At 68.4% G+C, this 26,840-nt stretch carries 22 protein-coding genes; 16 read left to right on the top strand and 6 right to left on the bottom strand.

Going from position 1 to position 26,840, the window contains the following annotated elements; genetic code table 11:
• Positions 1 to 107: 107 nt before the first annotated feature.
• From msuE to ssuD, 4 genes are read left to right on the top strand one after another with little or no spacing between them, the layout of a single operon-like run.
• Positions 108 to 737 (top strand): FMN reductase, encoded by a 630-nt coding sequence (gene msuE / locus ACN20X_RS08205; protein ID WP_016453782.1) that lies wholly within the window; start codon positions 108 to 110, stop codon positions 735 to 737.
• Positions 734 to 1,915: an acyl-CoA dehydrogenase family protein gene (locus ACN20X_RS08200; protein WP_473210452.1), complete on the top strand. Its 1,182-nt coding sequence runs from the start codon at positions 734 to 736 to the stop codon at positions 1,913 to 1,915. Before msuE ends, ACN20X_RS08200 begins: the two co-directional genes overlap by 4 nt.
• A gap of 9 nt (positions 1,916 to 1,924) precedes the next feature.
• On the top strand, positions 1,925 to 3,085 hold the full coding sequence (locus ACN20X_RS08195) for a sigma-54 interaction domain-containing protein (protein WP_473210451.1): 1,161 nt from the start codon (positions 1,925 to 1,927) through the stop codon (positions 3,083 to 3,085).
• On the top strand, positions 3,082 to 4,236 hold the full coding sequence (ssuD, locus tag ACN20X_RS08190) for an FMNH2-dependent alkanesulfonate monooxygenase (protein WP_016450170.1): 1,155 nt from the start codon (positions 3,082 to 3,084) through the stop codon (positions 4,234 to 4,236). Before ACN20X_RS08195 ends, ssuD begins: the two co-directional genes overlap by 4 nt.
• A 23-nt stretch (positions 4,237 to 4,259) precedes the next feature.
• Here ssuD and ACN20X_RS08185 read toward each other — a convergent pair whose 3' ends face one another.
• The 4 genes from ACN20X_RS08185 to ACN20X_RS08170 all read right to left on the bottom strand — a co-directional run bounded on the left by ACN20X_RS08185 (position 4,260) and on the right by ACN20X_RS08170 (position 9,579).
• A complete protein-coding gene (locus tag ACN20X_RS08185; RefSeq protein WP_473210450.1) occupies positions 4,260 to 5,597 on the bottom strand; it encodes an MmgE/PrpD family protein in 1,338 nt (445 codons plus the stop codon).
• A gap of 72 nt (positions 5,598 to 5,669) precedes the next feature.
• Positions 5,670 to 7,772, bottom strand: a complete 2,103-nt coding sequence (locus ACN20X_RS08180; protein WP_473210449.1) for an acetate--CoA ligase family protein — start codon at positions 7,770 to 7,772, stop codon at positions 5,670 to 5,672.
• 4 nt (positions 7,773 to 7,776) lie between these two features.
• Entirely contained in the window at positions 7,777 to 8,568 is a 792-nt protein-coding gene (locus tag ACN20X_RS08175; protein WP_016450167.1) for an enoyl-CoA hydratase/isomerase family protein, read from the bottom strand.
• Between the two features lie 33 nt (positions 8,569 to 8,601).
• Positions 8,602 to 9,579 (bottom strand): tripartite tricarboxylate transporter substrate binding protein, encoded by a 978-nt coding sequence (locus ACN20X_RS08170; RefSeq protein ID WP_473210448.1) that lies wholly within the window; start codon positions 9,577 to 9,579, stop codon positions 8,602 to 8,604.
• Between the two features lie 274 nt (positions 9,580 to 9,853).
• Between ACN20X_RS08170 and ACN20X_RS08165 the strand changes: the two genes are divergently transcribed.
• The 3 genes from ACN20X_RS08165 to ACN20X_RS08155 all read left to right on the top strand — a co-directional run bounded on the left by ACN20X_RS08165 (position 9,854) and on the right by ACN20X_RS08155 (position 12,666).
• Positions 9,854 to 10,642 carry an IclR family transcriptional regulator gene (locus tag ACN20X_RS08165; RefSeq protein ID WP_016453776.1) on the top strand — a complete coding sequence of 263 codons (789 nt, stop codon included), beginning with the start codon at positions 9,854 to 9,856 and terminating at the stop codon, positions 10,640 to 10,642.
• 115 nt (positions 10,643 to 10,757) lie between these two features.
• Positions 10,758 to 11,600 carry an alpha/beta fold hydrolase gene (locus ACN20X_RS08160; protein WP_235434561.1) on the top strand — a complete coding sequence of 281 codons (843 nt, stop codon included), beginning with the start codon at positions 10,758 to 10,760 and terminating at the stop codon, positions 11,598 to 11,600.
• 73 nt (positions 11,601 to 11,673) lie between these two features.
• Positions 11,674 to 12,666, top strand: a complete 993-nt coding sequence (locus tag ACN20X_RS08155) for a Bug family tripartite tricarboxylate transporter substrate binding protein (RefSeq protein WP_034367978.1) — start codon at positions 11,674 to 11,676, stop codon at positions 12,664 to 12,666.
• 29 nt (positions 12,667 to 12,695) lie between these two features.
• On the opposite strand, the gene ACN20X_RS08150 is transcribed toward ACN20X_RS08155, so the two are convergent.
• Positions 12,696 to 13,595, bottom strand: a complete 900-nt coding sequence (locus ACN20X_RS08150) for a LysR family transcriptional regulator (protein WP_016450162.1) — start codon at positions 13,593 to 13,595, stop codon at positions 12,696 to 12,698.
• Between the two features lie 118 nt (positions 13,596 to 13,713).
• On the opposite strand from ACN20X_RS08150, the gene ACN20X_RS08145 reads away from it, so the two are divergent.
• Positions 13,714 to 14,511: an SDR family NAD(P)-dependent oxidoreductase gene (locus ACN20X_RS08145; RefSeq protein ID WP_016453773.1), complete on the top strand. Its 798-nt coding sequence runs from the start codon at positions 13,714 to 13,716 to the stop codon at positions 14,509 to 14,511.
• A 112-nt stretch (positions 14,512 to 14,623) separates the two neighbouring features.
• Here ACN20X_RS08145 and ACN20X_RS08140 read toward each other — a convergent pair whose 3' ends face one another.
• Positions 14,624 to 16,591 carry a sigma-54-dependent Fis family transcriptional regulator gene (locus ACN20X_RS08140; RefSeq protein WP_473210447.1) on the bottom strand — a complete coding sequence of 656 codons (1,968 nt, stop codon included), beginning with the start codon at positions 16,589 to 16,591 and terminating at the stop codon, positions 14,624 to 14,626.
• Between the two features lie 320 nt (positions 16,592 to 16,911).
• On the opposite strand from ACN20X_RS08140, the gene ACN20X_RS08135 reads away from it, so the two are divergent.
• The 8 genes from ACN20X_RS08135 (at position 16,912) to ACN20X_RS08100 (ending at position 26,796) form a co-directional block, all read left to right on the top strand.
• A complete protein-coding gene (locus ACN20X_RS08135; RefSeq protein ID WP_473210446.1) occupies positions 16,912 to 18,714 on the top strand; it encodes an NAD(P)/FAD-dependent oxidoreductase in 1,803 nt (600 codons plus the stop codon).
• Between the two features lie 69 nt (positions 18,715 to 18,783).
• Positions 18,784 to 19,851 (top strand): 2,3-butanediol dehydrogenase, encoded by a 1,068-nt coding sequence (locus ACN20X_RS08130; protein WP_016450158.1) that lies wholly within the window; start codon positions 18,784 to 18,786, stop codon positions 19,849 to 19,851.
• Between the two features lie 264 nt (positions 19,852 to 20,115).
• Positions 20,116 to 21,060 carry an RNA polymerase sigma factor RpoH gene (rpoH, locus tag ACN20X_RS08125; protein ID WP_016450157.1) on the top strand — a complete coding sequence of 315 codons (945 nt, stop codon included), beginning with the start codon at positions 20,116 to 20,118 and terminating at the stop codon, positions 21,058 to 21,060.
• Between the two features lie 104 nt (positions 21,061 to 21,164).
• Positions 21,165 to 22,157, top strand: a complete 993-nt coding sequence (locus ACN20X_RS08120) for a Bug family tripartite tricarboxylate transporter substrate binding protein (RefSeq protein WP_392417847.1) — start codon at positions 21,165 to 21,167, stop codon at positions 22,155 to 22,157.
• A 33-nt stretch (positions 22,158 to 22,190) separates the two neighbouring features.
• Complete coding sequence (locus tag ACN20X_RS08115) at positions 22,191 to 22,937, top strand: sterol desaturase family protein (protein WP_016453752.1); 747 nt, start codon at positions 22,191 to 22,193, stop codon at positions 22,935 to 22,937.
• Positions 22,934 to 23,869: a fatty acid desaturase gene (locus ACN20X_RS08110; protein ID WP_473210445.1), complete on the top strand. Its 936-nt coding sequence runs from the start codon at positions 22,934 to 22,936 to the stop codon at positions 23,867 to 23,869. Before ACN20X_RS08115 ends, ACN20X_RS08110 begins: the two co-directional genes overlap by 4 nt.
• 15 nt (positions 23,870 to 23,884) lie before the next feature.
• Positions 23,885 to 25,837 (top strand): 3-oxoacyl-[acyl-carrier-protein] synthase III C-terminal domain-containing protein, encoded by a 1,953-nt coding sequence (locus tag ACN20X_RS08105; RefSeq protein ID WP_473210444.1) that lies wholly within the window; start codon positions 23,885 to 23,887, stop codon positions 25,835 to 25,837.
• The gene (locus ACN20X_RS08100) at positions 25,837 to 26,796 is read left to right on the top strand and encodes a DUF6999 family protein (protein WP_473210443.1); all 960 of its coding nucleotides are present in this window, start codon (positions 25,837 to 25,839) and stop codon (positions 26,794 to 26,796) included. The genes ACN20X_RS08105 and ACN20X_RS08100 overlap by 1 nt, the downstream gene beginning before the upstream one ends.
• The last annotated feature ends 44 nt before the right edge of the window (positions 26,797 to 26,840 follow it).

The raw sequence follows: 26,840 nt of genomic DNA, 5'->3' as shown, positions 1-26,840 counted from the left end.
CGGCGTTCGGCCCTGTAATGAAGGCATCCATCCCACCTCATCCGGGCTGGCAGTCTTCGCAAACAGCATGCCGCGCTGCCTCCTGGAACCCACGCCAAGGAGTTTCCATGAGCCGATCGCTGAAGACTGTCATCGTCAATGGCAGCCTGAGCCGCCCCTCCCGCACCCGTGTCCTGCTGGACGCCCTGCATGCCCGCCTGGGCCAGGAGCTGCCGCTGCAGGCACAGGTCATCGACCTGCTGGACCTGCAGCCCCACCTGGGCGCGGCCCTGTCCAAGAACGACCTGCCGCCGGCCACGCTGCAGGCCATCGAAGCCATCGAGCAGGCCGACTTCCTGATCGTCGGCGCCCCGGTCTTCCGCGCCAGCCTGCCGGGCCTGCTCAAGCACCTGTTCGACCTCATCGACCTGGACGCGCTGCAGGGCACGCCCGTGCTGCTGGCCGCCACCGGCGGCAGCCCGCGCCACGCCCTCATCCTGGACCACCAGCTGCGCCCGCTGTTCGGCTTTTTCTCGGCCCTCACCCTGCCCATTGGCGTGTACTCCACGCCCGAGGACATCCAGGACGGCCAGGTCCACAGCGAATCGCTGCGCCAGCGCATCGAGCTGACCGTGCAGCTGTCGGCCCCGGTGCTGCGCGGTGCGCTGCAGCAGCTGGTGCAGGCCCAAATCCAGGCCGAGGCACAGCCGCCTGTTCCCGAAGCCGCCGACCTGGCCCTGGCCGGGCAGCCCGCGTGAGCCAGGCAGAGGCCGTCCCTGCGGACCCGATAGCCACTGCGCAGGATCTGGCGCAGCGCCTCGCCGCCACGGCGGCCCTGCGCGATGCCGCAGGCGGCACGCCCAAGGCCGAGCGCGATGCGCTGCGCGCCAGCGGCCTGCTGGCACTGAGCATTCCGCGCGAGCTGGGCGGCCTGGGCGCGGACTGGGTGCAGACGCTGGAGACGGTGCGCATCCTGGCCACGGCAGACGGCTCGCTGGCCCATGTCTACGGCTTCCAGCACCTGCACCTGGCCACCGTGCAACTGTTCGGCCAGCCCGCCCAGTGGCGGCCCTGGCTGCTGCAGACGGCACGCCACCGCTGGTTCTGGGGCAATACGCTGAACCCTCTGGACCGCCGCACCACGGCCACGCGCCAGCCCGGCCACTGGGAGTTTTCGGGCAAGAAGAGCTTCACCTCGGGCGCGCTGGACTCGCAGATGCTGGTGGCCTCGGCCATCGATGCCGACAGCGGCCAGCTGCTGATCGGCGTGGTGCCCACCGAGCGCACGGGCATCACCTTGCTGCGCGACTGGGACAACATGGGGCAGCGCCAGACCGACAGCGGCTCGGCCCTGTTCGAGCGCGTGCGCGTGGAGGCGGCCGAGCTGCTGCTGGACCCCGGCCCGCTGTCCACGCCGCATGCCGCGCTGCGCCCGCTGCTGGCCCAGCTCATCCTGGCCCATCTGTTCCTGGGCATTGCCCAGGGTGCGCTGGAGCAGGCGCGCGGCTACACGCTGAACGAGGCGCGGCCCTGGTTCAAGTCCCCTGCCGATGCGGCCGGCGCAGACCCCCACATCCAGGCGCTGTATGGCGAGCTATGGGCCGCGCTGGAAGGCGCGCGCCTGCTGACCCTGCAGGCCGCGCAGCGCTTTGACGCCGCCTGGCGCCGGGGCCCGGCGCTGACCGCCCACGAGCGCGGCGAAGTCGCCGTGGCCGTGACGGCCGCCAAGATTGCCACCACGCGCTCGGGGCTGGACCTGTCCAGCCGCATCTTCGAGGCCACGGGCGCGCGCGCCACGCACGCGGCGCTGCGCTTTGACCGCTTCTGGCGCAACCTGCGCACGCAGACGCTGCACGACCCGCTGCACTACAAGCTGCAGGAGCTGGGCGACTGGGTGCTCAACGGAACCCATCCGCAGCCCAGCTTCTATTCGTGACGCCGCGCCATGAACACCCGTCTGCCCACCTGGCCGCCCGGCAAGTCCTCGGCAACACCTGCGCCCGTACCTGCGCCCGCGCCCGCAGCCTCTGCCGCGCACGATGACGGCGCCGCGCCCGCGCCGTGGATACTGCAAGACCCGGCCTCGCAGGCCCTGCTCAAGACCATGGGACAGGTGGCCGCCAGCGAGGCCGGAGTCCTCATCCTGGGCGACAGCGGCGCCGACAAGGAAATGGTGGCCCGCCACATCCACCGCCTGAGCCCGCGCCGCCACGGCCCCTTTGTCGCCGTCAACTGCGGCGCGCTGTCCGAGGCCCTGATCAACGCCGAGCTCTTCGGCCACGAAAGCGGTGCGCTGACAGGTGCCTTCGGCAACCTGCCCGGCCGCTTCGAGGACGCCCACGGCGGCACCCTGCTGCTGGACGAGATCGACGACCTGCCCCTGCACATCCAGAGCAAGCTGGTGCGTGTGCTGCAGGACAAGGCGGTCACCCGCATCGGCGCCAGCCAGCGCACGCCGGCCGATGTGCGCGTGCTCGCGGCCAGCAGCGCGCCGCTGCGCACCAAGGTGGCGGCGCGGCGCTTTCGCGAAGACCTGTACTACCTGCTCGATGTCGTCACCCTCACCGTGCTGCCGCTGCGCCAGCGCCCGGCCGACATCCTGCCGCTGGCGCGCCACTTCATCGCAAGCTACTGCCAGCGCATGCGCTACGCGCCCATGGCACTGAGCCAGGACGCGCAGCGCAAGCTGCTGGAGCACGACTGGCCCGGCAACAGCCGCGAGCTGGAGAACGTCATCCACCGCAGCCTGCTGCTGACCCAGGGCATGCACATCGGCGCGGGCGACCTGCACATCGCCAGCAGCCAGGGCGAGCCCGATCCCGTCCCCCCACGCGAAGCCGAACACGGCGCCCAGGCCGCCGCCGCCGAACTGGCCCTGGGTGAAGCGCTGGACAGCCTGTGCGACGTGCATGCCGAAGGCCTGGAGCAGCACGTGCTGGGCGCCCTGCTGCTCAAGGCCTGGCAACGCAACCGCGGCAACCAGGTGCAGACCGCGCGCCAGCTGGGCATCAGCCGCAGCGTGGTGCGCGCGCGGCTGCAGCGCCTGGGCCAGGTGCCGGGCGAGGCCGCGCCACCGTCTTTTCCATCGTCCCCGGAGATCCCATGAGCCAAGACCCCCACGCATCGCCAGACATCTTCTGGTTCCTGCCCACCTCGGGCGACACGCGCTACCTCGGCACCTCCGACTTCGGCCGCGCACCCACCAACGCCTACATGCGCCAGATCGCCGTCACGGCCGAGGAGCTGGGCTACGACGGCCTGCTGATCCCCACCGGCAGCTCCTGCCTGGACCCCTGGGTGGTCGCCTCCAGCCTGGTGCCCGTCACGCAGCGCATCAAGCTGCTGGTGGCCCTGCGCACCTCGCTGGGCGCGCCCGTCTCCAGCGCTCGCCAGGCCGCCACGCTGGACCAGGCCCTGGGCGGGCGCCTGCTGCTCAACGTGGTGCCAGGGGGCGATGCCACCGAGCTGGAGGCCGACGGCATCTTCCTGGCCCACGACGAACGCTATGCCTACGCCGATGAATTCCTGACCATCTGGCGCCGTCTGCTCGCCGGCGAGGCCGTGGACTTCGACGGCAAATACTTCAAGGTCAAGCAGGGCCGCAACTTCTTTCCCCCGGTGCAAAAGCCGCATCCGCCGCTGTACTTCGGCGGCTCCTCGGACGCCGCCCATGACCTGGCCGCGCGCCAGGTGGACGCCTACCTCACCTGGGGCGAGCCCCCCGCCGCCGTGGCCGAAAAGTTCGCCGACATCCGCCGCCGCGCCGCGCAGCAGGGCCGCCAAGTCCGCCTGGGCGTGCGGCTGCACGTCATCGTGCGCGAGACCAACGAAGAGGCCTGGGCCGATGCCGAGCGCCTGATCAGCAAGCTCACCGACGAGGACATCGCCCGCGCCCAGGCCGGCTATGCGCGCATGGACTCCGTGGGCCAGTCGCGCATGGCCGCGCTGCACGGCGGGCGGCGCGACCGGCTGGAGGTGGCGCCCAACCTCTGGGCCGGCGTGGGCCTGGTGCGCGGCGGCGCGGGCACGGCCCTGGTCGGCGACGCGGCCACCGTGGCCGAGCGCCTGCGCGAGTACGCCGCGCTGGGCGCGGACAGCTTCGTGCTCTCGGGCTACCCGCACCTGGAGGAGTCCATCCGCTTTGCCGAGCTGGTCTTCCCCCTGCTCGGCAAGCAGGCCGTCACCACCAGCGACCAGGCCCAGACCGGCGGCGCCTTCGACATCCGCAGTATCCAGCGCCGGCAGTCTGCATCGTGAGCCGCCCCCGGGCTTGCGCCTTGTCAGACCGCAAGACCCCGCAGGCAGCTCGCCCGCTCAAGCCCCCAGATGTTTGACAGCAGCTGCCGGGCACGTCCCGCGCCGGCGACGGGAGCGGCAAGCTCCATGAACTTGTCCTCCAGCTCGCCATCCGACAACGGCAGTTCGGGATCGCCCTTGCGATCGGGCTGCACCCAGACATGGCGGCGTCCATCCCTGGCAACGATTTCCAGGCGCGCCGATCTCTTTCCCGGGAAGGCCCTATCGATTTGCGGGTCCACCGAGACCTGGACGCGCTCGAGCATCGCGCGCACGGCGGGATCGGCCAGGCGCTCGGGGGTGTAAGCGGACATTCGCACGCTGCCATGGACCAAGGCCGTCGCCACCACGAACCGGAGACTGAAGCGCGCTTCGTTTTCGGTCACGGGATCGGTGTAGCAGGCGATATCCAGGGCCGGGCCATAGGTGGCCACGGCCACGCTGCAGATGTCGTCCGCCCGCAGGGCATGCTGGCTGCGCAGAGCCAGCGCGGCGTCGATGGCCGCAAAGGTATGGCCGCAGCCGACATGGTTCTTGAAGGTGAGCCGGGTGATGTGGAAGTCCCTGCCCAGCGTGTCCCCGATGCCTGACCAGTCGGGTCCGTCGCTGACAGCGCGGCCCAGGCCCGACTCCCCCTCCAGCACATCCAGCGATCCCGTCACCCCCCTGTGCGCGAGTTGCGCAGCCAGCAGGCCGGCCTCCGCTGCGCGCCCGGCATGCAGGGGCTTGGACATCGAATCCATGCGAAATGCCTGCTGCAGACCCGCAGAGAAGGTGGCCGCCGTGGCCAGTGCATGGGCGAATGGCCCTGCATCCAGCCGCAGCGCATACCCTGCGGCCGCCGCAGCCCCGAAGACGCCCACGGTGCCGGTGTTGTGCCAGAAGCGGTAGTGGGCCCGGCCCAGGGTCACGCCGATGCGGGTGGAGACCTCATAGCCCAGCACCACGGCACGCAGGAAGTCCAGGCCACTGGCCCCTGCCTGCTGGCTTGCCGCCAACGCCGCTGCAATGGTTGCGGCCCCGGGGTGGTACATGGCATCGCGGAAGCTGTCGTCCACCTCGGCGGCATGGGCCGCCGAGCCGTTGAAAAGTGCCGCCGCCCGCGCCGTGGCCATGCGGCCGTTTCCAAGCCGGCAGGACCCACGGTCCAGATCCTCGGCAAGCACCTGTTCCAACTGTGCAAGAGGGGCGCAGCCCAGGCCCGGGAACAGGGAGGCATACCAGTCGATCACGGCCCGCTTGGCGTGGTGGATGACGGTGTCGGGAAGCTCGGTGCGTTGGTATCGAGAGGCAAATTGTCCGAACACTTCGGTCGCATGCATGCGTGGTCTCCTGGATGAACACTGGCCGGGGCAGTCTCACTTTTTTGGCACAAATGTGCAGTGGCCGGCCCCTCAGGCCAGAACCAGCACACCATCCGCAGCGCACACGCCCTGGCCCTGCGGCAGCACGAACACCGGGTTGATCTCCGCCTCGATCACGCGGTCGCCCAGTTGGGCGGCCATCGCAGAGAACGCGACGATGGCATCGGCCAGGGCATCGACATCCGCCTTGGGGCGGCCGCGAAAGCCGTCCAGCAGCGGCCAGGTCTTGAGCTCCCTGGCCATGTCCAGCGCTTCTGAGCGGCTCAGCACACCCAGTTGTGTCCCATCGTCGGGCAGCAGGCGCAGCGTGGTGTCCTGGAACAATTCGGCCGCAACGCCCCCCATGCCCAGCATCACGGCGGTGCCCAGCGCATCCTTGTGCAGGCCCAGGATCAGCTCGGTGCCACCGGTCACCATCTGCTGTACCAGGAACCGGTCCGGACGCACGCCCGCCCTGGCCTGCACGTCGGCCACCATCGCTGCCAGCCGCGCACCGATGGTCTGCGCCGTCAGGCCGACGGCGACACCGCCCACATCGCTCTTGTGCGTGATCCGGGACGAAAGGATCTTGAGCACCACCCGGCCGCCCAGTTCGCGCGCGGCGGCTTCGGCCTCTTCGGCGGTATGCACCACGCGCTCGGCCGCGCACGGCACGCCGAAGCGGCGGAAAACGGACTTGGCCTGCGCTTCATCGAGGCAGCCGACGGGCAGGTCCAGTTCCTGCAGGGTGTGCTTGCCGACGACCAGCTCGGAAGGCGCACCCTGGACGCCGTTGACGCGCAGCATGCCCGCCAGCGCGGCCGTGCAGCTTTCCGCCGCAGCGAAGGCCGGCACGCCGCGTTGCGTGAGCAGCGCGCCGATTTCCGGCGCATGCGGGCTGACGTAGGCCAGCACCGGCTTGTCGGAGTGGGGCAGGCAGTCCTGGATGGCACCGGCCAGCAGCTCGGGCATGGCCAGGCTGGAGGAGCCGACGATGATGACCAGCGCGTCGTAGCTGGGGCTTGCCAGCAAGGCATTGATGGCGCCGCGCAGCAGGTCGGGACGCAGGCCCGCCAGGGTCACGTCGATGGGGTTGCGGTCCAGCACGGCCTCGCTGCCGGTCTGCAGCGCGCGCAGTGCATCGGCCGTCGCCTCGTCCGGCGCAGGCGTGTCGAATCCGGCCACGCCCAGATCGTCCGACACCAGGGTGCCCGCACCGCCGGTGGAAGTCAGGATGGCGATGCGCCTGCCGCGCAGCCTGCGGCCCGTGGCCAGCGCAGCGGGCACGTCCAGCAGGTCGGCAAAGCTGTGCGCACGGATCACGCCGACCTGGCGGAACAGCGCGTCGTACATGCGATCGGCTCCGGCCATGGCGCCCGTGTGCGATACGGCGGCCTTGGCGCCGGCCTCGGAGCGGCCGATCTTGAAGGCCACCACGGGCTTGCCGGCACGCGCGGCCTTCAGGCAGGCGGCACGGAACCTGGCGGGATGGCGCACCGTTTCCACATACAGCGCGATCACCTTGGTGGCCGGGTCATCGGCCAGGTGATCGATGAAGTCGGCCAGTTCCAGATCCACTTCATTGCTGGTGGAAATGAGCTTGGACAGCCCGATGCCACGCGCGGCCGCGCGCGACAGCAGCGAGCCCAGGATGCCGCCGCTTTGCGAGACGACGCCAATGCCGCCCGCGGGGAACTCATCCATCTCCAGCGCCCCAGAAGGCGACAGCACGATCCGGTCGGTCAGGTTGACCAGCCCGATGGTGTTGGGTCCCAGCAGGCGCATGCTGCCCGCCGCCTCGATCAGTTGCCGCTGGCGGTGCGCCCCGTCCTCGCCCGTTTCCGTATAGCCGCTGGCCAGCACGATGGCTGCCGCGCAGCCCAGCGCCGACAGCTCCCTGACGGCCTGGTGCGCACGCTCGGCGCCCAGCAGCACCACGGCCACATCGGGCACTTCAGGCAACGAGGCCACATCGGGATAGCAAGGCAAATCGCCGATGCGCTCCACGCGCGGATTGACGGGAAGAATGCGGCCGGCAAACCCGTGCTTTTGCAGGTAGGCCACCGGGCGGCCCGTGGTTTTCTTCAGGTCGGCAGAGGCGCCTATGACGGCGACACTGCGCGGCGACAGCAGCTTGGCAATGGCTTGGCTCATGGCATCACTCCTTGGCGGCCGTCTTGGCCAGGAAGGCCTCCACCGATGCGCGGTGTTCACTGCTGGTGTAGCAGATGCCCTGGGCCTGGCTGCCCTGGGCGAAGACATCGTGCGAAGACAGCTCGAAGCTCTGGTTCAGGATGGTCTTGGTCAACGCCAGCGCGGTGGAAGAAGCCGAGGACAGCTCGCGCGCCCAGGCCTGGGCCTCTGCCACCAAGGTCTCGGCGCTGGCCTGGCGGTCCACGATGCCCAGCGCCAGGGCTTCCGGCAGCTTGACCTGGCGGCCCGTGAAGATCAGCTCCTTGGCCTTGGCCAGGCCCACGCGGCGCGGCAGGAAGTACATGCCGCCGCCGTCGGGGATGATGCCGCGCAGCACATAGCTCCACGCGAAGCTGGCCCACTCGCTGGCAATGACGAAATCACAGGCCAGCGCCGTGTCCGCGCCCAGGCCCGACGCTGCGCCGTTGACGGCGGCGATCACGGGCTTGGGCATGGTGTGCAACAGGGCCTGGACGTGGTGCACGCGCTGCTGGCGCTGCCAGCCGTTGAAGCCCACCTCGCCCGCAGGCGCATTCATGCGCCTTTGCATTCCGGCAATGTCCCCGCCGGCGCAAAAGCCCTTGCCCGCGCCTGTCAGCACCAGGGCCTTGATGGCCTTGTCTGCCGCCACGCGCTCCAGGGCATCGATGAACTCGGTGCGCATGTCGTCACTCATGGCGTTGCGCTTGTCGGGGCGGTTCAGGGTCACGGTCGCCACCGCATCGGCGACATTCAGTTGGATCAGTTCGTAGTTCATGGCGTGCTCTCAAGGCGATCGCGGGCAATGCGATCAATCGGGATGGATGTTGTTTTGCCTGACGATCTGGGCCCAGCGCTTTTCCTCGGCCTGCACATAGGTGTCCAGTTCCGCCGCCGGCCCGGCATTGACCACCAGGCCTTCGTGTTCCAGCTTGCGAACGAAGTCCGGCGAACGGGCCGCCTTGCGGGCCGCAGTGTTCAGGCGCTCGATCACGGCAGCGGGCGTGGCGGCCGGCACGTACAGGCCGTACCAGCTCTCGACGCGGTAGCCCGGGACGGTGACGGCGATGGGCGGCGCATCCTTGAAGGCCGCAGACGGCTCGGCAGTGGTCACACCCAGCACGCGCAGCTTGCCGTTGTCGATGAAGGTGGATACCGCCGCCGCGGTGGCAAACATCATGTCCACCTGCCCGCCCATGAGATCGGTGAGTGCCGGGCCTGCGCCACGGTAGGGCACATGGGTGATCCTGACCTTGGCCAGGTTAGCGAACAGCTCCCCGGCCAGATGCGCCGACGTCCCGGCGCCCTGCGAGGCATAGGTCAGCTTGTCGGGACTGGCCTTGGCGGCGGCCATCACGTCCGCCACCGTCTTGTACGGGCTGGCGGCGGGCACCACCAGCACGTTGGGGCCGCGGCCGATCAGGATCACCGGAGCAAAGGCCTTGTTGCTCCCGTACGGCAGCTTGGCCTGCAGCGCCGGATTGACGGCGTGCGCGAAGGAAGCCACGATCACGGAGTAGCCGTCCGGCGCACTCTTGGCAACGTTGTCGGTGCCGATGATCGTGCCGGCACCGGGCTTGTTGTCCACGATGACGGGCTGGCCCAGGTCCTTGGCCATCTCGGCCCCCAGCGTGCGTGCGATCAGGTCGGTTCCGCCACCGGGCGCGAAGGGCACGACGAGGCGCACGGGCTTTTCGGGGAAGGCTGCAAAGACTGCGTTGCAGGCAGTCGCGAGCACGGCAATGAGCGCAATGGCCCTGGCGCAACGGCGGGCGGCGAAACGAAGCATGGTGTGTCTCCTGGTTCTATGGGCAGAGGTCCGTTCCATGCGCAAGCGTTGCGATGACGCTGGCGACGGATTGGTGAAAGCTTAGGGAAACGCGCCGCAGTTGTGATCCCCCATGTTCCAACCAGTGAAACCGCACAGCGAGCGCGCCAGGACTTGCGTTTTCATCTGCCATCCTTTCGGTGGAATACTCCACGCCATCAGGCGCCCGCGCCTGTGCAGCAAGAACCAGGCTTTCAACCGAGGATGAACCGGTCCTCCCGCAGGCGGCAGCAACATGACCCACAGGCGATCCCCCATACTCCATGACAAGCCCGGTCAGTCCCCGAGCAACCGCTCCCTGGAAAGAGGCATCGAAATACTCCGTGCGTTCAGGCCCGGGTCGGAACTGCTGGGCAACGGCGACCTGGTGGAACGCACCGGACTGTCCAAGGCCACCGTGAGCCGGCTGACGCAGACCCTGGTGGGCTGCGGCATGCTGCAGGCCGATCACCAAAGCCGCGCCTTTCGCCTGGCTCCCGCTGTCCTGAGCCTGGCGCACGCCATGCGTACCGGATCGACGGTGCTGTCGATGGCGGCCCCCCTGATGCGCACCCTCGCCGAGACACGCAGGATCAACGTGGGCCTGGCCTGTCCCGACAGGGACGAGATGGTCTATCTGGAATCGATCCGCTACAACCGCCGGATTGTGCTCAGGCATGTGGTGTCGGGTCAGCGCGTGCCCATGGAGCTGACGTCGCTGGGCCGTGCCTACCTTGCCGTGGCGCCGCCTGCCAGGCGCAAGGCACTGTTCGACAGCTTCAGGCTCAAGAGAGGCGCCCAATGGCGCGACCTGGAAAAACAGATCCAGGCGGCCATCAGGTCCGTGAAAAGCCAAGGCTTCTGCGCTGCATCGTGGCAGCCGGAAGTGGTTGCACTGGCCACGCCGCTGGTGACACCCGATGCCATCTATGTCCTGAACTGCAGCGTGTCCACGACGGAGCCTGTGCCAGCCATCGTGCAGGAGCTGCACCCGGCGTTGCTGCAGCTGGGCCGCCAGATTCAGAGCCTGCTGGAGAAACGGTGAGGTTTGCCCGCCGTTCCGCGCACCTGCGGGCGGCCCGCTTTGCATAGGGAAAAAACATAGCTGATATAGGCTGCATTGCCTTATCGCAATGGCGCCCGAAACCCAGACTGGCGGCATGACAAACACCCATCTGGAGACAACCGGCGTCACTCGCCGGCTCGTGCGCTACCGCCCGCAGGCTGCGAAGGACGAGATACAAATCGAGTATGCGGACCAGGGCGCAGGGCCGGTCGTCTGCATGCTGCCATCGCTGGCCCGTTCCGGCCGGGACTACGACGTCGTTGCCCGCCATCTGCAGGCGCAAGGGCTGCGGGTACTGCGCCCCGAGCCTCGGGGCATAGGCCAAAGCCGTGGCCCCATGCAGGGGCTGACGCTGCACGACTTCGCAGCCGACGTCGCCGCCGTCATCGACCACGAAGCCACCGGCCCTGTCGTGGTCGTGGGTCATGCCTGGGGCAGCCAGCCGGCGCGCATGTTGGCGACCGACAGGCCGGACCTGGTGCGCGGCGTCGTCATGGCCGCCGCCTCGGCAGGCAAGCTGCCGCCGGGATCGGACGAAAAGCCGTACGGCCGCCTGCGGGACGCAATCGACGGCGCGGGCGATGCACGGCTGTCCAGGGAGCAGCGCCTGGACTGCCTGCGCCGCGCCTTCTTTGCCCCGGGACATGACCCCAGCGCCTGGCTGGACGGGTGGAACGCCCAGGCCCATGAAGCGCAAGGCCATGCACGGCGCGTCACGCCCGTCGATGACTACTTCAGCGCAGGAACGACCGTTCCCATACTGGACCTTCGGGCCGAGCATGACGCGGTCGTGATCCCCCATGTGATGAAGTCCTGCCTGGGCGAGCGGGTGACGGAACAGGTGATTGCCGACGCGGGCCACGCCCTGGCGCCCGAGCAGCCCCTTGCCATGGCAGACGCCATTGCGGCATTCACGCGCCGCGTGTACGCCGCCTAGGCCAGCCCTTGCCCGCAAGACACCCGGCCCCTTCGGGGATGCGCCGGACAGAAACAGTGCTCAGGAGACAAAGATGACCATCCACACGCCCGCAGCCGCCATCAGGAAAGCCTGGAAGTTCGCCATGACCTGTGCGGCCTGGGCCACCTGCACCCTGGTGGGCGCGCAAGACTATCCGGGCAAGCCGATCCGCATGGTGATTCCGTACACGCCGGGTGGCTCGATCGACACCGTGGGCCGCCTGGTGGCCGACCAACTGCAAAGGCAGCTGGGCCAGGCCATCGTGATCGAGAACGTTCCGGGGGCTTCCGGCCTGTTGGGAACCCTGCAGGTCAAGAAGGCCAAGCCTGACGGATACACGCTCATCTTCAATGCCTCCAGCCACGCCTACCTGCCGCTGGTCAGTTCCAAGAAAACCTATGACGCCGAGCGTGACTTCACGCCCGTGGGGCAAATCGGATACGTGCCGCTGATCGTGGCGGTCACCAACGAGTTGCCCGTCAGGACCGTGGCAGAGTTCGTGCAACTGGCCAGGGCCCATCCAGGCAAGTACACCTGGGCGACTTCCGGCCTGGGTACCACCAGCCACCTGAGCGAAGAGATGCTGAACCGGGCCCTTGGCCTGCAGATGGACATCGTCGCCTACAAGGGTGCCGTTCCCCAATTGACGGACGTGATCGGCGGCCATGTCTCCGCGGCCATCTCGCCCATGCCGGGTGTCATGCCCTTCGTGCAGGCCGGCCGTCTGCGGCCCCTTGCCGTCACCAGCAAGACCCGCGTCCCGTCGCTGCCCGATGTGCCGACGCTGGCGGAGGGCACCATTGCCGGGTTCGAGCTCCTGTCCTGGTACGGAATCTGGGGCCCGGCCGGCCTGCCCGCAGACATCACCCACAGGTTGAACACCGAAATTTCAAAGGCCGTGGAGGCGCCGTCGCTGAAATCCAGGTTCGCCGAACTGTCCTTTGTCCCCGCGAAGTCCAGTCCTGCGCAGTTCCGGAAATTGATCGCTGACGACCTGAACAAGATCGGCAAGGCCGTCAGGGAAGCGGGCATCCGCATCGACTGACCTGCCGCTTCCGATCCGTGAGGCATGCCCTACACGGCGCGGGCGCCCTTGCGAAAGTCAAGCTCGCGCAGCAACTTGGCGGTTTCCGCGATCAGCCGGTTCGCGGGACGCGCCCTGGGCATGGCCAGCACGAGCTGGTTGCGTATGGCCGGCGGGCCGATGGGCGCAGACTGTATGCCAGTGCGGGCACCGGCCAGATTCAACGCACTGTCCGGAAGAATGGAGCAAGCCAGTCCCTCCTCCACCACGGACAGCGCCGTGTGCACGGCCCCCACCTCGGCCACCACGTTCAGCCGGATCTTGCGCGGCAGCAGGACGGCGTCCACGAGGCTGCGTATCGGGTTATGGGTGCCCGGCAGCACCAGCGGAAAGTCCGCCAGGGCCGAAAGGCCGATGCGCGAAGGCAACCGGTAGCCCTTGGGAGCCACCAGCAGCATGGACTCGCGCATCAGGGGTTCGTAGGACAGCAGGGGCGTCGGAGCGGGGTCGAACATCAGACCCAGGTCGATGCGGCCCGCAATCATTCCCTCACGCAAGGACAGGCTCAGCCCCTCCACCACCGAAAGCAGTGCATGCGGCAGCCGGCGCCGGAACTCCCGTATCAGCGGCACGGCCAGGCTTGCCGCCACCCGGTGGGGCAGGCCCACGACCACGCTGCCGACGGGCTCGGCATGCATTTCCTTGAGATCGGACAGCGCCTGGCTGGCCGAGTTGAGCATCGTGCGTGCATGCGACAGCAGTGTCTCCCCGGCCGCGGTTGCTGCCACGCCGCGCCCTGTCCTGTCCAGCAGCCGCTGCCCCAGCTCCTCTTCCAGCAGTGCGATCTGGCGGCTCACGCTCGGCTGCGCCAAATTCAGCGCCACGGCCGCGCGGCTGATGCTGCCGTGCTCCACCACGGCGACGAAGTACTCCAGTTGGCGCAGATCCATAGGTATTCAACATAGCTGGTATAGGCGCCATCCAGTTTAACTTTGCCGGCATCGATCGCAAACTGGCCTGCATCGCCGCTTGCCACAGCGGCTCCACCGTGTCACATGAGGAAAGCCAATGAGCAGGTTCAAGTCCAAGATAGCCATCGTTACGGGGGCCGGATGCGTGGCAGCAGGTTGGGGCAACGGCAGGGCCATGGCCGTGCGCCTGGCGGAGGAAGGCGCGAAGGTGCTGGCGGTGGACCGTGACCAGGCGCGGCTTGACGAAACGCTGTCCCTGGCCGGCGAGGCGGCAGCGTCCATCACGACCTGCATCTGCGATGTCACCGACTCGTCCAGCGTCAAGGCCATGGTCCAGGCCTGCCTGCAGGCCTGGGGCGTCCCGGACATCCTGATCAACAACGTGGGCGGCTCCGCAGCCGGCGGCCCCATTCAGCTGAGCGAGCAGGACTGGGACAGCCAGATCGACATCAACCTCAAGAGCGTCTTTCTGACCTGCAAGCATGTGCTCCCGCACATGGTCGAACGCGGCAGCGGCGCCATCGTCAACGTGGCGTCCACCTCGGGCCTGCGCTGGACCGGCAGCGCGCAGGTCGCCTATGCGGCCAGCAAGGCCGGCGTGATCCACCTGTCCCGCGTGGTGGCCGTGCAGCATGCGCCTGACGGCATTCGCGTGAACACGGTGGTGCCGGGCCAGCTGCACACCCCCATGGTGGAAGCGCGGCTGGCCAGGCAGCGCACAGGCGGCGATGTGGAGACGCTGCTGGCCTCGCGGGTCAGGCGCATCCCGCTGGGCTTCATGGGCGATGGCCGCGATACCGCCAGTGCCGCCCTGTACCTGGCCAGCGACGAGGCCCGCTTCGTGACGGGAACCGAGCTTGTCGTGGACGGCGGCATGACCGCCCGCTGCGACTGAAATTGCACTGCGACTGGACTTGCACTGCGACTGACCTGGCGCTGAGACCGACGGGCCGATCGCCGCGGCCAGCCGCCATGGACATCGCATGGGTCCTGGGGCGAAGGCCGTGCTATGTCCCGCGCCAATGGGCATGCCGCACACCCAGCTGCAGCTGCTGGATGCGCCGGTGGATGGTGGAGCGGCTGACGCCGAGCTGGCGCGCCGCCTCGGAGACATTGCCCTGGCATTGCGCAAGCAGCTGTTCCAGCGCCTGTGCGGCGGGCTCGCCGGCATTGCCAGCCAAGGCGGTGCGCGCTGGTGCGCGGTGCAGCGCATCGTGCAGGTGGTCAGGCAGGTGGTCGGGCTCGATGGTGCCGTCGCCATCGTGGCCGCACAGGGCTGCGGCGTAGCGCAGCGCGTTGTGCAGCTCGCGCAGGTTGCCGGGCCAGGCGTGCGCGGCCAGCACGGCGCGGGCTGCGTCGCCCAGGTGCAGGTGGCTGCCCAGGGTGGCCAGCATCTGGTCGGCAATGGTCTGCAGGTCGCTGCGCTGGCGCAGCGCAGGCAGGCGAAGCTCGGCCGCGTTGAGGCGGTACAGCAGGTCTTCCCGGAAGCTGCCACGCCGCACCAGCTCGGCCAGCGGCTGGTGCGAGGCCGAGATGAAGCGCACCGCCACCGCCCGTGGCACGCGCGCCCCCAAGGGAGTGATTTCGGATTCGGACAGCACCCGCAGCAGCTTGGCCTGCAGGGCCAGGGGCATGTCGCCGATCTCGTCAAGGAACAGCGTGCCCTCGTGTGCCGCAGCAATCAGCCCTTCGCGGCCCTTGCTGGCGCCGCCGGTCCAGGTGCCGGGCAGGTAGCCGAACAGCTCGCTCTCCAACAGTGCCTCGGGAATGGCTGCGCAGTTGATGGCAATGAAGGCGCCGCTGCGGCCGCTGGATGCATGCAGCGCGCGGGCCAGGTATTCCTTGCCCGCGCCGGTCTCTCCCTGCACCAGCACGGGCAGCTCTTGCGGTGCGAGCCGCGCGGCCTTGCGCAGCAGCGTCTGCAGTGCGGCATCACCCGTGTCCAGCGCCTGCAGCGCAGCAGGCAGCGGGGGCAGCGGGGGCTGCGCCGGCCTTGCCTGCGCTTGCAGGCGGCGTGTCCGGCGCTGCGGCTCCATGGCATGGGCGAAGAGGATGCTGCCGTCGCGGGCGCGGATGATGCGCTCCTGCGCCGGGCGATTGCGGCGCAGCTCGGACAGGTGGCGCAGGTCCACGTCGAAGAAACGCTCCAGCGGCTGGCCGATGAGGCTCTTGCGCTGGCGCCAGTCCAGTTGCGCGGCCGCTGCCAACAGCCGCGCGCCCGCGTGGGTCATGGCGCGGATGCGGCCACGTGCATCGACGCTGATGGAGGCGTCGGGATCGACGTCGAGGAAATCGGGCGACTGGGCCAGGCGCACCACCCAGTCCTGGCCGGACTGCGCCATCAGGTTGGCCTGCTCCACGCGCCGCGCCGCGGCCATGACGAGGTTGAGCGCCAGGTTCTGGCTGGCCCGCTCGGCAGGTGAGCGCAGCAGCGACAGGTCCAGCACCGCCGCGAGTTCGCCGCGCATGTCGTAGATGGGCGCGGCCGTGCAGGACAGGCCGGTGTGGGTGAAGTCGAAATGGTCGCTCTGGTGCACCGTCAGCGCCTCGCCCGTCTCAAGGCAGGCACCCACGGCCGAGGTGCCCGAGTGGTCCTCGCGCCATTGCGCGCCCAGATACAGGCCCGCGCGGCGCAGGTCGCCCTTGTCGGCCTCATGCCCCAGAAAGTCCACGGCCACGCCATGCCGGTCCGCCAGCAGCAGCACGTAGTCCAGTCCCTTGAGCTGCTGGTACAGCCGCTCCAGCGCATGGCGGGCGATGTGGATCAGCGGCTCGGACTCCTCGCGGTGCGCGCGCAGTTGGCCTTCGGTGACGATGTGGGCTTCGCTGGTATGCGCCGGGTCGAGCCGGTGGGAGTCGATGCAGCGGCGCCAGCTGCGCAGCACGGCGCGGTCGCGTTCCTGCCCGCGGTGGGAGTAGCCCAGGCCGAAGGCTTCGATTTCCTGGATGTGCGAGGCGTAGGACTGCAGGGGCATGGCGTGGAGTCGATGCGGGCTTTGAACGTGCCGCAGACGATTCTGTGCCCTGTGCGGCGCAGCGCCAATCAAGACTTACCCACTGCCCCTGCTGCGCTGCAGCACGCCTGGTGCGACAGGTGTCGCAGGGCTGCCCCACCTGTGGCGGGCGGCAATGCCGGGCAGTGGGTTGCAAGGCGCAGGGTTTGTACCGGAGGCGCGCAGGCAACCCCTTGATTTGCCTGGCGCATCCTGCCGCCGGGCCTGCCTGGCATGGTGATTGCGTAAGAGCGCCTGCCCGAAGAAAAACCAGCGGGCATGACCGCATCAAGGAGACAACCATGACCGATACGACGCCCAACGTCCGCGCCAAGGCGATGCTTGACCAACTCAACCATGCCCTGGGAGACCGCGACTTCGCGGCCGCCAGCCGCCTGTTCGCCGACGAATGCTACTGGCGCGACCTGGTGCTGCTGACCTGGAACATCAAGACCATGGAAGGGCGCAGCCAGATCGCCGACATGCTGGCTGCGCAGCTGGACGCCGCGGCGCCCGTGCGCTTTTCGCTGGACGAGCGCGAGTCGGTGGAGGAGGCCGATGGCGTGGTGTCCGCCTGGATCGTGATCGACACGCTCCATGCGCGCGGCGGCGGCCATGTCCGCATCAGGGACGGGCGCATCTGGACGCTGCTGACGGCCGCCCAGGAGCTCAAGGGCCATGAGGAACCCATGGGCACGCGCCGCCCGATGGGGGCCGAGCACGGCATCCGGCGTGGCCGCCAGACCTGGCTGGAGCGCCGCCAGCAGGAGGCCCAGGAACTGGGCCGCGACAGGCAGCCTTTCGTGCTCGTCATCGGCGGCGGCCAGGGCGGCATTGCGCTGGGCGCGCGGCTGCGCCAGCTGGGGGTATCGCACATCGTCATCGACCGCCAGGCGCGCCCTGGCGACCAGTGGCGCAACCGCTATAAATCGCTGTGCCTGCACGACCCGGTCTGGTACGACCACCTGCCGTACATGCCTTTCCCGGACAACTGGCCCGTGTTCGCGCCCAAGGACAAGATCGGCGACTGGCTGGAGATGTACACCAAGGTGATGGAGGTCAACTACTGGCCGTCCACCAACTGCCTGAACGCCCGCTTCGATGAGGTCCGGCAGGAATGGGAAGTGACCGTGGAGCGCAATGGCGAGACGCAGGTGCTGCGCCCCAGGCATGTGGTGTTCGCCACCGGCATGTCGGGCAAGGCGAATGTGCCCAAGATCAAGGGCCAGGACATCTTCAAGGGCGAGCAGCAGCACTCGTCCCAGCACCATGGCCCGGACGCCTACGCGGGCAAGAAGGTGGTGGTGATCGGCGCCAACAATTCCGCCCACGACATCTGCGCGGCCCTGTGGGAGCACGGCGCCGATGTGACCATGGTGCAGCGCTCGTCCACGCATATCGTGCGCTCCGATTCGCTGATGGACATCGGCCTGGGCGACCTGTACTCGGAGCGCGCCGTGGCCAGCGGCGTGACGACCAGGAAGGCGGACCTGATCTTTGCCTCTCTGCCCTATCGCATCATGGCCGACTTCCAGGTGCCGGTGTACAACCGCATCCGCGAGCGCGACGCTCAGTTCTACCGCCAGCTGGAGGCGACCGGCTTCATGCTGGACTTCGGGGATGACGACTCGGGCCTTTTCATGAAGTACCTGCGCCGCGCCTCGGGCTACTACATCGACGTGGGGGCCTGCGATCTGGTGATCGACGGCAGCATCAAGCTGCAGGCGGGCAAGCAGATCAGCCACCTGTCGGAAAACGCGGTGGTGCTGGCCGATGGCACCGAGCTGCCGGCGGACCTGGTGGTCTACGCGACCGGCTATGGCTCCATGAACGGCTGGGTGGCCGACCTGATCAGCCAGGAGGTGGCGGACAAGGTGGGCAAGGTCTGGGGCCTGGGCTCGGACACCACCAAGGACCCGGGACCGTGGGAGGGCGAGCAGCGCAACATGTGGAAGCCCACGCAGCAAGAGGCGCTGTGGTTCCACGGCGGCAACCTGCACCAGTCGCGCCACTACTCGCTGTACCTGGCGCTGCAGCTCAAGGCGCGGCAGGAAGGCCTGCCGGTGCGTGTCTATGACCTGCAGCAAGTTCATCACCTGCGGTAAGGCCGAATAATCGCCATGGGGCGGCTGTGCCGCCCGCCAACCCAGCCTTGCAAAACAGAAAGTTCAATCATGAAAGCAGCACGTTTCCACGACCGGGGCGACATCCGCATCGAGGACATCCCCGAACCCGTGGTGGAGCCCGGCACCGTGGGCATCGAAGTGGCCTGGTGCGGCATCTGCGGCACGGATCTGCATGAGTTCATGGAAGGGCCGATCTTCATCCCGCCCTGCGGCCACCCGCATCCCATCTCGGGCGAGTCCGCACCCATCACCATGGGGCATGAGTTCTCGGGCGTGGTGTACGCCGTGGGCGCAGGGGTGGACGATATCCAGGTCGGCCAGCATGTGGTGGTGGAGCCCTACATCGTGGCCGACGATGTGCCCACGGGGCCGGGCGACAACTACCACCTGTCCAAGGACATGAACTTCATCGGCCTGGGCGGGCGCGGTGGCGGGCTGTCCGAGCGCATTGCCGTCAAGCGCCGCTGGGTGCATCCCATCTCCGATGCCATTCCACTGGACCAGGCCGCGCTGATCGAGCCGCTGTCCGTGGGCCACCATGCCTACACCCGCAGCGGAGCGAAGGCCGGCGATGTGGCACTGGTGGGCGGCGCCGGCCCCATCGGCCTGCTGCTGTCGGCCATCCTCAAGGCCAAGGGCCTGACCGTCGTCATCACCGAGCTCAGTGCCAAGCGCAAGCAAAAGGCGCGTGAATCGGGCGTGGCCGATCACATCCTGGACCCCTCCGAGGTGGACGTGGTGGCCGAGGTGATGAAGCTCACCGGCGGCAAGGGCGTGGATGTGTCGTTCGAATGCACCAGCGTGAACAAGGTGCTGGACACGCTGGTGGCCGCGACGAAGGCCACGGGCGTGGTGGTGATCGTGTCCATCTGGAGCCATCCGGCCACCATCAACGTGCACAGCGTGGTCATGAAGGAGCTGGACGTGCGCGGCACCATCGCCTACTGCAACGACCACCAGGAAACCATCAAGCTGGTCGAGGAGGGCAAGATCAACCTCGAGCCCTTCATCACCCAGCGCATCCAGCTCGATGACCTGGTGGCCCAGGGCTTTGACACGCTGATCCACAACAACGAGTCGGCGGTGAAGATCATCGTGCAGCCACGGTTCAAATAGCCGCTGGGCACCGCGACTGCACGAACCTGGATCCTTCGTGCCGGTCGCCGGCGGAGCCAGGCGCAAAGGGGTCAAAACCCGGCGGGGGCCGACACATGCCTCCCGCCGGCAAGCAGGGTTTCCAAAAATCGCTCAGACTAGCCAGAAGCGACTTTTGCAGTGCCGAAGATTTCTGCAACCGACTGAAAAACCCGCGGAACTTCGGCTTTAGCACTCAATCCTAACGAGTGCTAATATGAAGGAATGGAAGAAAGGAACTCTGCAATGACAAACGCCTCCGGCTCCATTGCGACCACCTTGGCGCCCGCTAACCCCTGGGCCCTGGTGCCGCCTCTGGGCAATCTGGATGCCTACATTTCCGCGGTCAACCGCCTGCCCATGCTCACCCTCGAGGAAGAGCAGGACTACGCCCGCAAGCTCAAAGAACACAGCGATCTGGACGCCGCAGGGCGTCTGGTGATGTCCCACCTGCGCCTGGTGGTGTCCATCTCGCGCCAGTACCTGGGTTACGGCCTGCCGCACGGCGACCTGATCCAGGAAGGCAATGTCGGCCTGATGAAGGCCGTCAAGCGCTTCGATCCCGATCAGAACGTGCGCCTGGTGAGCTACGCCATGCACTGGATCAAGGCCGAAATCCACGAGTACATCCTCAAGAACTGGCGCATGGTCAAGGTCGCCACGACCAAGGCCCAGCGCAAGCTGTTCTTCAACCTGCGCTCCATGAAGCAGGGCCTGAAGTCCGACGCCGCCATGGCCGAGGACGGCGCCATGCTGCGCGACACGCTGACCTCCGGCGAGATCGACGCCATGGCCGAGAAGCTCAACGTCAAGCGCGAAGAAGTCATGGAGATGGAAACGCGCCTAGCCGGTGGCGACGTGCTGCTGGACCCCTCGCCCAGCGATGATGGCGAGCAGGCCTTCGGTCCCATCGCCTATCTGGCCGACGGCGCACATGAGCCCACGGCCATGATCGAGTCGCGCCAGCGTGACCACCTGGCCACCGACGGCATTGCCATGGCGCTGGATTCGCTGGACGACCGCAGCCGCCGCATCGTCGAGGAGCGCTGGCTCAAGGTCAACGATGACGGCTCGGGCGGCATGACGCTGCATGAGCTGGCCGCCGTGTATGGCGTGAGCGCCGAGCGTATTCGCCAGATCGAGGTGGCTGCCATGAAGAAGATGAAGAAGGCCCTGGCCGAGTTCGCCTGATGGCCTGATGGCCTGACGGCCTGGGCTGACAGGCCGCTTCAAGACAAACCCGGATAATCTCCGGGTTTTTTATTGCCCGCAGCCTTTGCGGCCCCCACGCACCCATGCCCGCCAGCGCCATCTCGCCACTACGCCGCCTCTTCGCCAATGCCTTGGCCACCGCCCTGGCTTCGGCCCTGCTGCCTTGCGCCGCCGTGGCGGGCGACCAGTGGCCCAGCAGGCCCCTGCATCTGATCGTGGGCTTTCCCGCGGGCTCCTCCCCCGACCTCACGGCGCGCGCCCTGGCCGAGCCGCTGGAAAAGCGCCTGGGCCAGCCCGTCATCGTCGAGAACAAGGTGGGCGCAGGCGGCAACATTGCAGGCGAGCAGGTGGCCCGTGCGCGCGATGGCCATACCTTCAGCGTGATGATCAACGGCAACCTGACGATTGCCCGCTTGCTCAACCCCGCCGTGCGCTACGACCCCGTCACGGACCTGCAGCCCGTCAGCCTGATCGGCGTGGCACCCCTGGTGCTGGTGGCGCCGGCCGGCGCGCCCGAGGGCCGGGCCTTCCTGGAGGCCGCTGCCCAGGCCGGCAGCCGCTGGAGCTACGGCTCGCCCGGCGTGGGCACCGTGGGCCACCTGGGCATGGAGCTGCTCAAGAGCCGCTCCGCGCTCAGGCCCGAGCACATTCCCTATCCCGGCTACCCGCAGGTGTTCAACGCCATCCAGGGCGGCGACCTGCAGCTGTCCATGCTGCCGCCCGCGCTGGCCATGGCCCAGGTCCAGGCCGGCAAGCTGCGCGGCGTGGCCGTGACCTCGGCCGCGCGCAGCCCGCTGGCGCCGGGCCTGCCCAGCCTCAAGGAGCTGGGCGTGGGCGATTTCGACCTGGAGATCTGGAACGCCGTGGCCGCGCCCAAGGCCATGCCCGCCGCCCATGTGCACAAGCTGGCCGAGGCCGTGAGCGAGATCGTGCGCTCGCCCGAGATGCGCGCGCGCCTGGCCGCCCAGGGCTGGCAGGCCGTGGGCAGCTCGCCCGAAGGCCTGGCCCTGCGCATGCGCCAGGACGTGGCGACGCTGGGCCGCATCATCCGCGAACAGGGCATACGCGCACAATGATGCGCCCAGTGACGTGCCCTCTTTGACACCCCCATGACCGCAGCCCAAGCCTTTACCGAACTCAATGCCTGGCAGGTCATGGCCTGGGGCCTGGCCTTCTTTGGCGTGCTCTACCTGGCCGGCGGCTGGGGCATGTCGGCGCTCACGCGCTGGCTGCAGCGGCGCGGCGTGGGCCGCGTGCTGGACACGCGCCCGCTCAAGCCCGACCAGTTGCAGCGCGAATGGCGCCAGTCGCTGCATTCGGTGCTGATCTTCGGCATCGGCATGATCGTGCCCTGGGGCCTTCTGCAATTGGGGTGGGCGCGGCTGGAGCCCGATGCAGGCCCCTGGCGCATTGCCATCGAAGTCGTGGTGCTGCTGATCTGGAACGATGTGCATTTCTGGATCAACCACCGCCTGCTGCACACGCGGCTGCTGGGGCGCTTTCATGGCGACCACCACCGCTCCATCGTCACCACGCCGTGGTCCACCTACAGCTTCCATCCCATCGAGGCGCTGATGCTGGGCAACGTCATCCTGCTGCCCATGGTGGTGCACGACTTCAGTTTCTGGTCGCTGGCCTCGGTGCCGGTGCTCAGCCTGCTGCTGAACGTCATAGGCCACTCCAACTACGACTTCTTTCCCGGGGTGTCCGACACGCATGCGCTGGCCGCCAGCCGGCGCCACCACCTGCACCATGCCCGGCCCAACGGCAACTATGGCTTTGCGCTGGCCTTCATGGACCGGCTGATGCGCACGCGCGTGGCACTGCCCGCCACGGCCCGGCCCAGGACGGAATGAGCCGGCCGCCTGCTCGCCACGTCCAGCCACGGCTGCCCCGGCTGCTCCACTGGCGCGACCTGCAGTCGCTGGCCTATCTGGTGGCGCTGCCGCTGATCGTGTGGTGGCAGTGGCAGCATGGCTGGAACCTGTGGCTCTACGGGATCGAGCTGTTCCTCACGCTGGGCGTGGGCGTCATCCACCACAACCACACGCATTTGCGCATGTGGCGCGGGCGCTGGGCCAACCGCTTCACCGACTACTGGCTGACCCTGCTGCAAGGCCACCCGACCTTTGTGTTCTGGCCCGCCCATGTGGCCAACCACCACCGCTTCCGCCACGGCCCGCGCGACATGGCACGCACCTACCGCTTCGGCGGCGACCACAACCATCTGCTGGGCTACCTGCTCCACCCGCTGCAGGCCGGCTGGGTGCTGTACCCGCTGTTCCTGCGCTGGCTGGGCCAGCTGCGGCGGCATTGGCCCGGCGCCTTTCGCTACTGCATGGGCCAGTACCTGCTGTGGCTGGGCAGCTGGGCGCTGCTGCTGTCGCTGGATTGGCAAAAGGCCTTGCTGCTGGTGATCGTTCCCCAGTTGCATGGCCTGCACTGGCTGCTGGCCACCAACTACCTGCAGCACGCCCATGCCGATGGCCGGCCACTGACGCGCGGCCAGCGGCTGGACAGCGCCACGCCACTGAACTACGCGCGCAACTTCGAGGGCTGGGTCAATCCGCTGCTGTTCAACATCGGCCTGCACACGGCCCACCACGAGCAGCCCCAGGCCCACTGGTCCGAGCTCACGCGCTTGCACGACCTGCACTATCGCCAGCGCGTGGCCCCCGCGCTCAACGAAGGCGGACTGCTACCCTACATGGCCCGCGTCTTCGTGCTCGGCACGGTCTGGCCGCCGGCGCGCACGCGCGCGCACATGCCTCCCGGAACATACGACTGATACGTCCCAGAACCCATGCCCGTCGCCTATTCCAACGTCTATCTGCATGCCGCAGGCATGTTCCTGCCCGGTGAACCCGTGGACAACGCAGGCATGGATGCCTACGTGGCGCCGCTCAACCGCCTGTCCGAGCGCCTCAAGCGCCGCATCCTGGCCGAGAACGGCATTGTCCAGCGCCACTACGCCATCGACGCCGAAGGCCGCACCGTGCACAGCAACACGGCCATGGCCGCCCAGGCCATCCAGGACTGCCTGGCGCAGGCCGGGCGCGCGCTGGGCGATGTGGGCTTCCTGGCCAGCGGTTCCTCGGGCGGCGATGCGCTCATGCCCGGCTTTGCCAGCATGATCCAGGGCGAGATGGCTGCGCCGCCCATGGAGACCCTGTCCGTGCACGGCGTCTGCGCCGCCAGCGTGGGCGCGCTGCAGGCAGCGGCCCAGGCCGTGGACCGCGCGCCCGACTCGCTGGCCCTGGCCGTGGCCAGCGAAATGCCCTCGCGCCTGTTCAAGCGCTCGCGCTTCGCGGCCCAGGGATACAACACGGATTTCGACGCCCACTTCCTGCGCTGGATGCTGTCCGATGGCGCAGGCGCCGTGCTGCTGGGCGGCCCGCAGGCCCTGCCCCAGGCGCCCGGCCTGCGCCTGAAGCTGCGCTGGACGCACCTGCGCAGCTTTGCGGGCGACTACCCGGTCTGCATGCAGCTGGGCCTGACGCCCGACCGCGCCACCAGCCACCTGGACTTTGCCGCCTGGGGCGAGGCCGAGGCCGCAGGCGCGCTGTCGCTGCGCCAGGACATCCGCCTGCTGCCGCACCTGTTCGATGTCTGCATCCACGAATACGCCCACCTGGCGCACACGGGCTGGGTGCCCGGGCGCGGCATAGACCACTTCCTGTGCCACTACTCGTCGGAGCGCTTCATCCCCGTGGTGGACGAGTTGCTGGGAAAGGCCCAGCTCGGCATCCCGCGCGAACGCTGGTGGAGCAACCTGGCCTGGCGCGGCAACACGGGCGCGGCCTCCATCTTCGTGATGCTGTCCGAGTTCCTGCGCACGGAATCGGCACGCCTGAAGCACGGCGACACCGTGCTGTGCTTCATTCCCGAATCGGGCCGCTTCACGGCCGGCTACATGCTGCTGGAAGTGGAGGATGCGGCCCAGGCTCCCACCGCCACCCCGGCCAAGGCCACAGCGCGCAGTGCCACCGCCGAAGCTCCCGCTGCCCCGGACCTGCTGCCCGATGTCTCCACCATCGCCCCGCCCCACGACCCGAACCAGGCCCCGGCCACGCTCGCGCCGCTGCTGACCGAACTGGCCAGCCTCTGGCAGGACTACCGCTCGCGCGTGTGGCGCACGCCGCTGCTGCAGCGCATACGCACAGGCAGGCTGCAGACGGCGGACTACGTGCGCTGGATGAGCCACTGGGTTCTCCAGGTGCGCGAGGGCAGCCTGTGGATGCGCGAGGGCGCGGCCTCGCTGACCGGCGAGCACGCGGCGCTGGCTGCGCTGATCGACGTGCATGCGGGCGAGGAGCAGAACGACTTCCGCATCCTGCACGAGGACTACCTGAAGGCCGGCGGCACCGAGACCGACCTCACCCGCCTGCGCCGCAACCCCGGCGGCGAGGCGCTCAACGCCTATCTGCACGGCCTGGCCGCCACGCCCAATCCCGTGGGCCTGCTGGGCGCCATCTACATCATCGAAGGCACGGGCCAGCGCATCGTGCCCAGCCTGCTGCCGCTGCTGCGCGCCAGCCTGCCGCTGCCGCCCGATGCCTTCCGCTTCCTGGAATACCACGGCGCCAACGACGAACACCACCTGGAGCGCTGGCTCATGGCCGTGCAGATGGTGATGGCGCTGGACGGCACAGACGGCAGCGGGGGCACGGCGGCGCAGGCCATCGTGCGCACCGCGCGCCACACGGCGGCGCTGTACCTGATGCAGTTCGAGCATGTCCTGACCGAGGAGAACTGATGCCACCGCCAGACTTCATCGACCAGCCCCACGACGAGCGCGACCCCAGCCCCTGGCGTGCCCTGTACCTGGACCAGAGCACGCCGCTGCCCGACGACGTCAAGGCCGCCTGGCTGCGCGACTGCAGCAGCGGCTCGCGCCAGTACCTGCTGCCCTTCCTGCGGCCGCTGGCGCGCACCAGCATCGTCCTCATCCAGATCCTCAAGGTGCTGCTGCCGCGCAACTGGGCCCACTCCAGGCTGCTGCACCGGCTGCTGGCCTTCAGCATGAACCGCTTCGTCTCGCCCGAGGCCAACTGGCTCATCCTGCGCCACTTCCACCTGGGCTCGCAGATCCTGGCCTTTGTCGCGGCCAATGCGCCCACGCCCGTGTCCACCACACCGCTGGAGCCGGACAGCATCGACGACATCAAGGACGACCTGTTCCTCAGGCACGACCTGAACCTGTTCAACTTCGTCATCCGCCTGAACAACGCGCTGCGCGCCGCAGGCCAGGAACTGCAGCCCGTGGCCGAGCCCGACTTCTCCATGCTGCGCAACCCGCCCCTGCGCCTGGAGGACATGCCGCGCGGGCGCCTGAACCTGCTGGACCTGCAAAGCGCCATCGAGGTCTACACGCCCGTCTACCAGCTGCTGCTGACCGACAACGACTTCTGGCGCGCCAGCAACTCGCTGCAGCTGGATGAGACCGTGGCCATCTATGCGGCCAAGATCCTCGCCTCGCCCGAGCACCTGGTCATGCTCAACAACAAGCACCCGCTGGTGCCCCTGTCCACCCTGCGCGCCGGCCACCGCCTGGTGCTGCACGGCCTGTCCACCGAAATGCTGCACTGCCTGCTGATGAAGGTCGCCAGCGGCGACATCCCCCTGCCCGCACGCGAGCTGGCACGCATGCGCGAAGCCGCCCGCGCCCACGGCAGCGAAACGGCCAGCAGCGCCAGCAGCACGGCAGCCGTCTGACCCAGGTCAAGGAACAGCGGCGGATTGACGCCATCTGGCGCGAA

The sequence above is a fragment of the Delftia sp. PX-1 genome (assembly GCF_055797465.1).
This window is presented reverse-complemented; position numbering and strand designations above follow the sequence as displayed.

Bases quoted from the DNA above. Each gene is read 5' to 3' on its own strand.
- msuE (WP_016453782.1), top strand. From the start codon at position 108: ATGAGCCGATCGCTGAAGACTGTCATCGTCAATGGCAGCCTGAGCCGC.
- ACN20X_RS08140 (WP_473210447.1), bottom strand. From the start codon at position 16,591: ATGCCCCTGCAGTCCTACGCCTCGCACATCCAGGAAATCGAAGCCTTC.
- ACN20X_RS08115 (WP_016453752.1), top strand. From the start codon at position 22,191: ATGACCGCAGCCCAAGCCTTTACCGAACTCAATGCCTGGCAGGTCATG.
- ACN20X_RS08180 (WP_473210449.1), bottom strand. From the start codon at position 7,772: ATGAGCCAAGCCATTGCCAAGCTGCTGTCGCCGCGCAGTGTCGCCGTC.
- ACN20X_RS08170 (WP_473210448.1), bottom strand. From the start codon at position 9,579: ATGCTTCGTTTCGCCGCCCGCCGTTGCGCCAGGGCCATTGCGCTCATT.
- ACN20X_RS08110 (WP_473210445.1), top strand. From the start codon at position 22,934: ATGAGCCGGCCGCCTGCTCGCCACGTCCAGCCACGGCTGCCCCGGCTG.
- ACN20X_RS08155 (WP_034367978.1), top strand. From the start codon at position 11,674: ATGACCATCCACACGCCCGCAGCCGCCATCAGGAAAGCCTGGAAGTTC.
- ACN20X_RS08145 (WP_016453773.1), top strand. From the start codon at position 13,714: ATGAGCAGGTTCAAGTCCAAGATAGCCATCGTTACGGGGGCCGGATGC.
- ACN20X_RS08120 (WP_392417847.1), top strand. From the start codon at position 21,165: ATGCCCGCCAGCGCCATCTCGCCACTACGCCGCCTCTTCGCCAATGCC.
- ACN20X_RS08185 (WP_473210450.1), bottom strand. From the start codon at position 5,597: ATGCATGCGACCGAAGTGTTCGGACAATTTGCCTCTCGATACCAACGC.
- ACN20X_RS08100 (WP_473210443.1), top strand. From the start codon at position 25,837: ATGCCACCGCCAGACTTCATCGACCAGCCCCACGACGAGCGCGACCCC.
- ACN20X_RS08105 (WP_473210444.1), top strand. From the start codon at position 23,885: ATGCCCGTCGCCTATTCCAACGTCTATCTGCATGCCGCAGGCATGTTC.
- ACN20X_RS08175 (WP_016450167.1), bottom strand. From the start codon at position 8,568: ATGAACTACGAACTGATCCAACTGAATGTCGCCGATGCGGTGGCGACC.
- ACN20X_RS08165 (WP_016453776.1), top strand. From the start codon at position 9,854: ATGACCCACAGGCGATCCCCCATACTCCATGACAAGCCCGGTCAGTCC.
- ACN20X_RS08130 (WP_016450158.1), top strand. From the start codon at position 18,784: ATGAAAGCAGCACGTTTCCACGACCGGGGCGACATCCGCATCGAGGAC.
- ACN20X_RS08135 (WP_473210446.1), top strand. From the start codon at position 16,912: ATGACCGATACGACGCCCAACGTCCGCGCCAAGGCGATGCTTGACCAA.
- rpoH (WP_016450157.1), top strand. From the start codon at position 20,116: ATGACAAACGCCTCCGGCTCCATTGCGACCACCTTGGCGCCCGCTAAC.
- ACN20X_RS08150 (WP_016450162.1), bottom strand. From the start codon at position 13,595: ATGGATCTGCGCCAACTGGAGTACTTCGTCGCCGTGGTGGAGCACGGC.
- ACN20X_RS08195 (WP_473210451.1), top strand. From the start codon at position 1,925: ATGAACACCCGTCTGCCCACCTGGCCGCCCGGCAAGTCCTCGGCAACA.
- ACN20X_RS08160 (WP_235434561.1), top strand. From the start codon at position 10,758: ATGACAAACACCCATCTGGAGACAACCGGCGTCACTCGCCGGCTCGTG.
- ssuD (WP_016450170.1), top strand. From the start codon at position 3,082: ATGAGCCAAGACCCCCACGCATCGCCAGACATCTTCTGGTTCCTGCCC.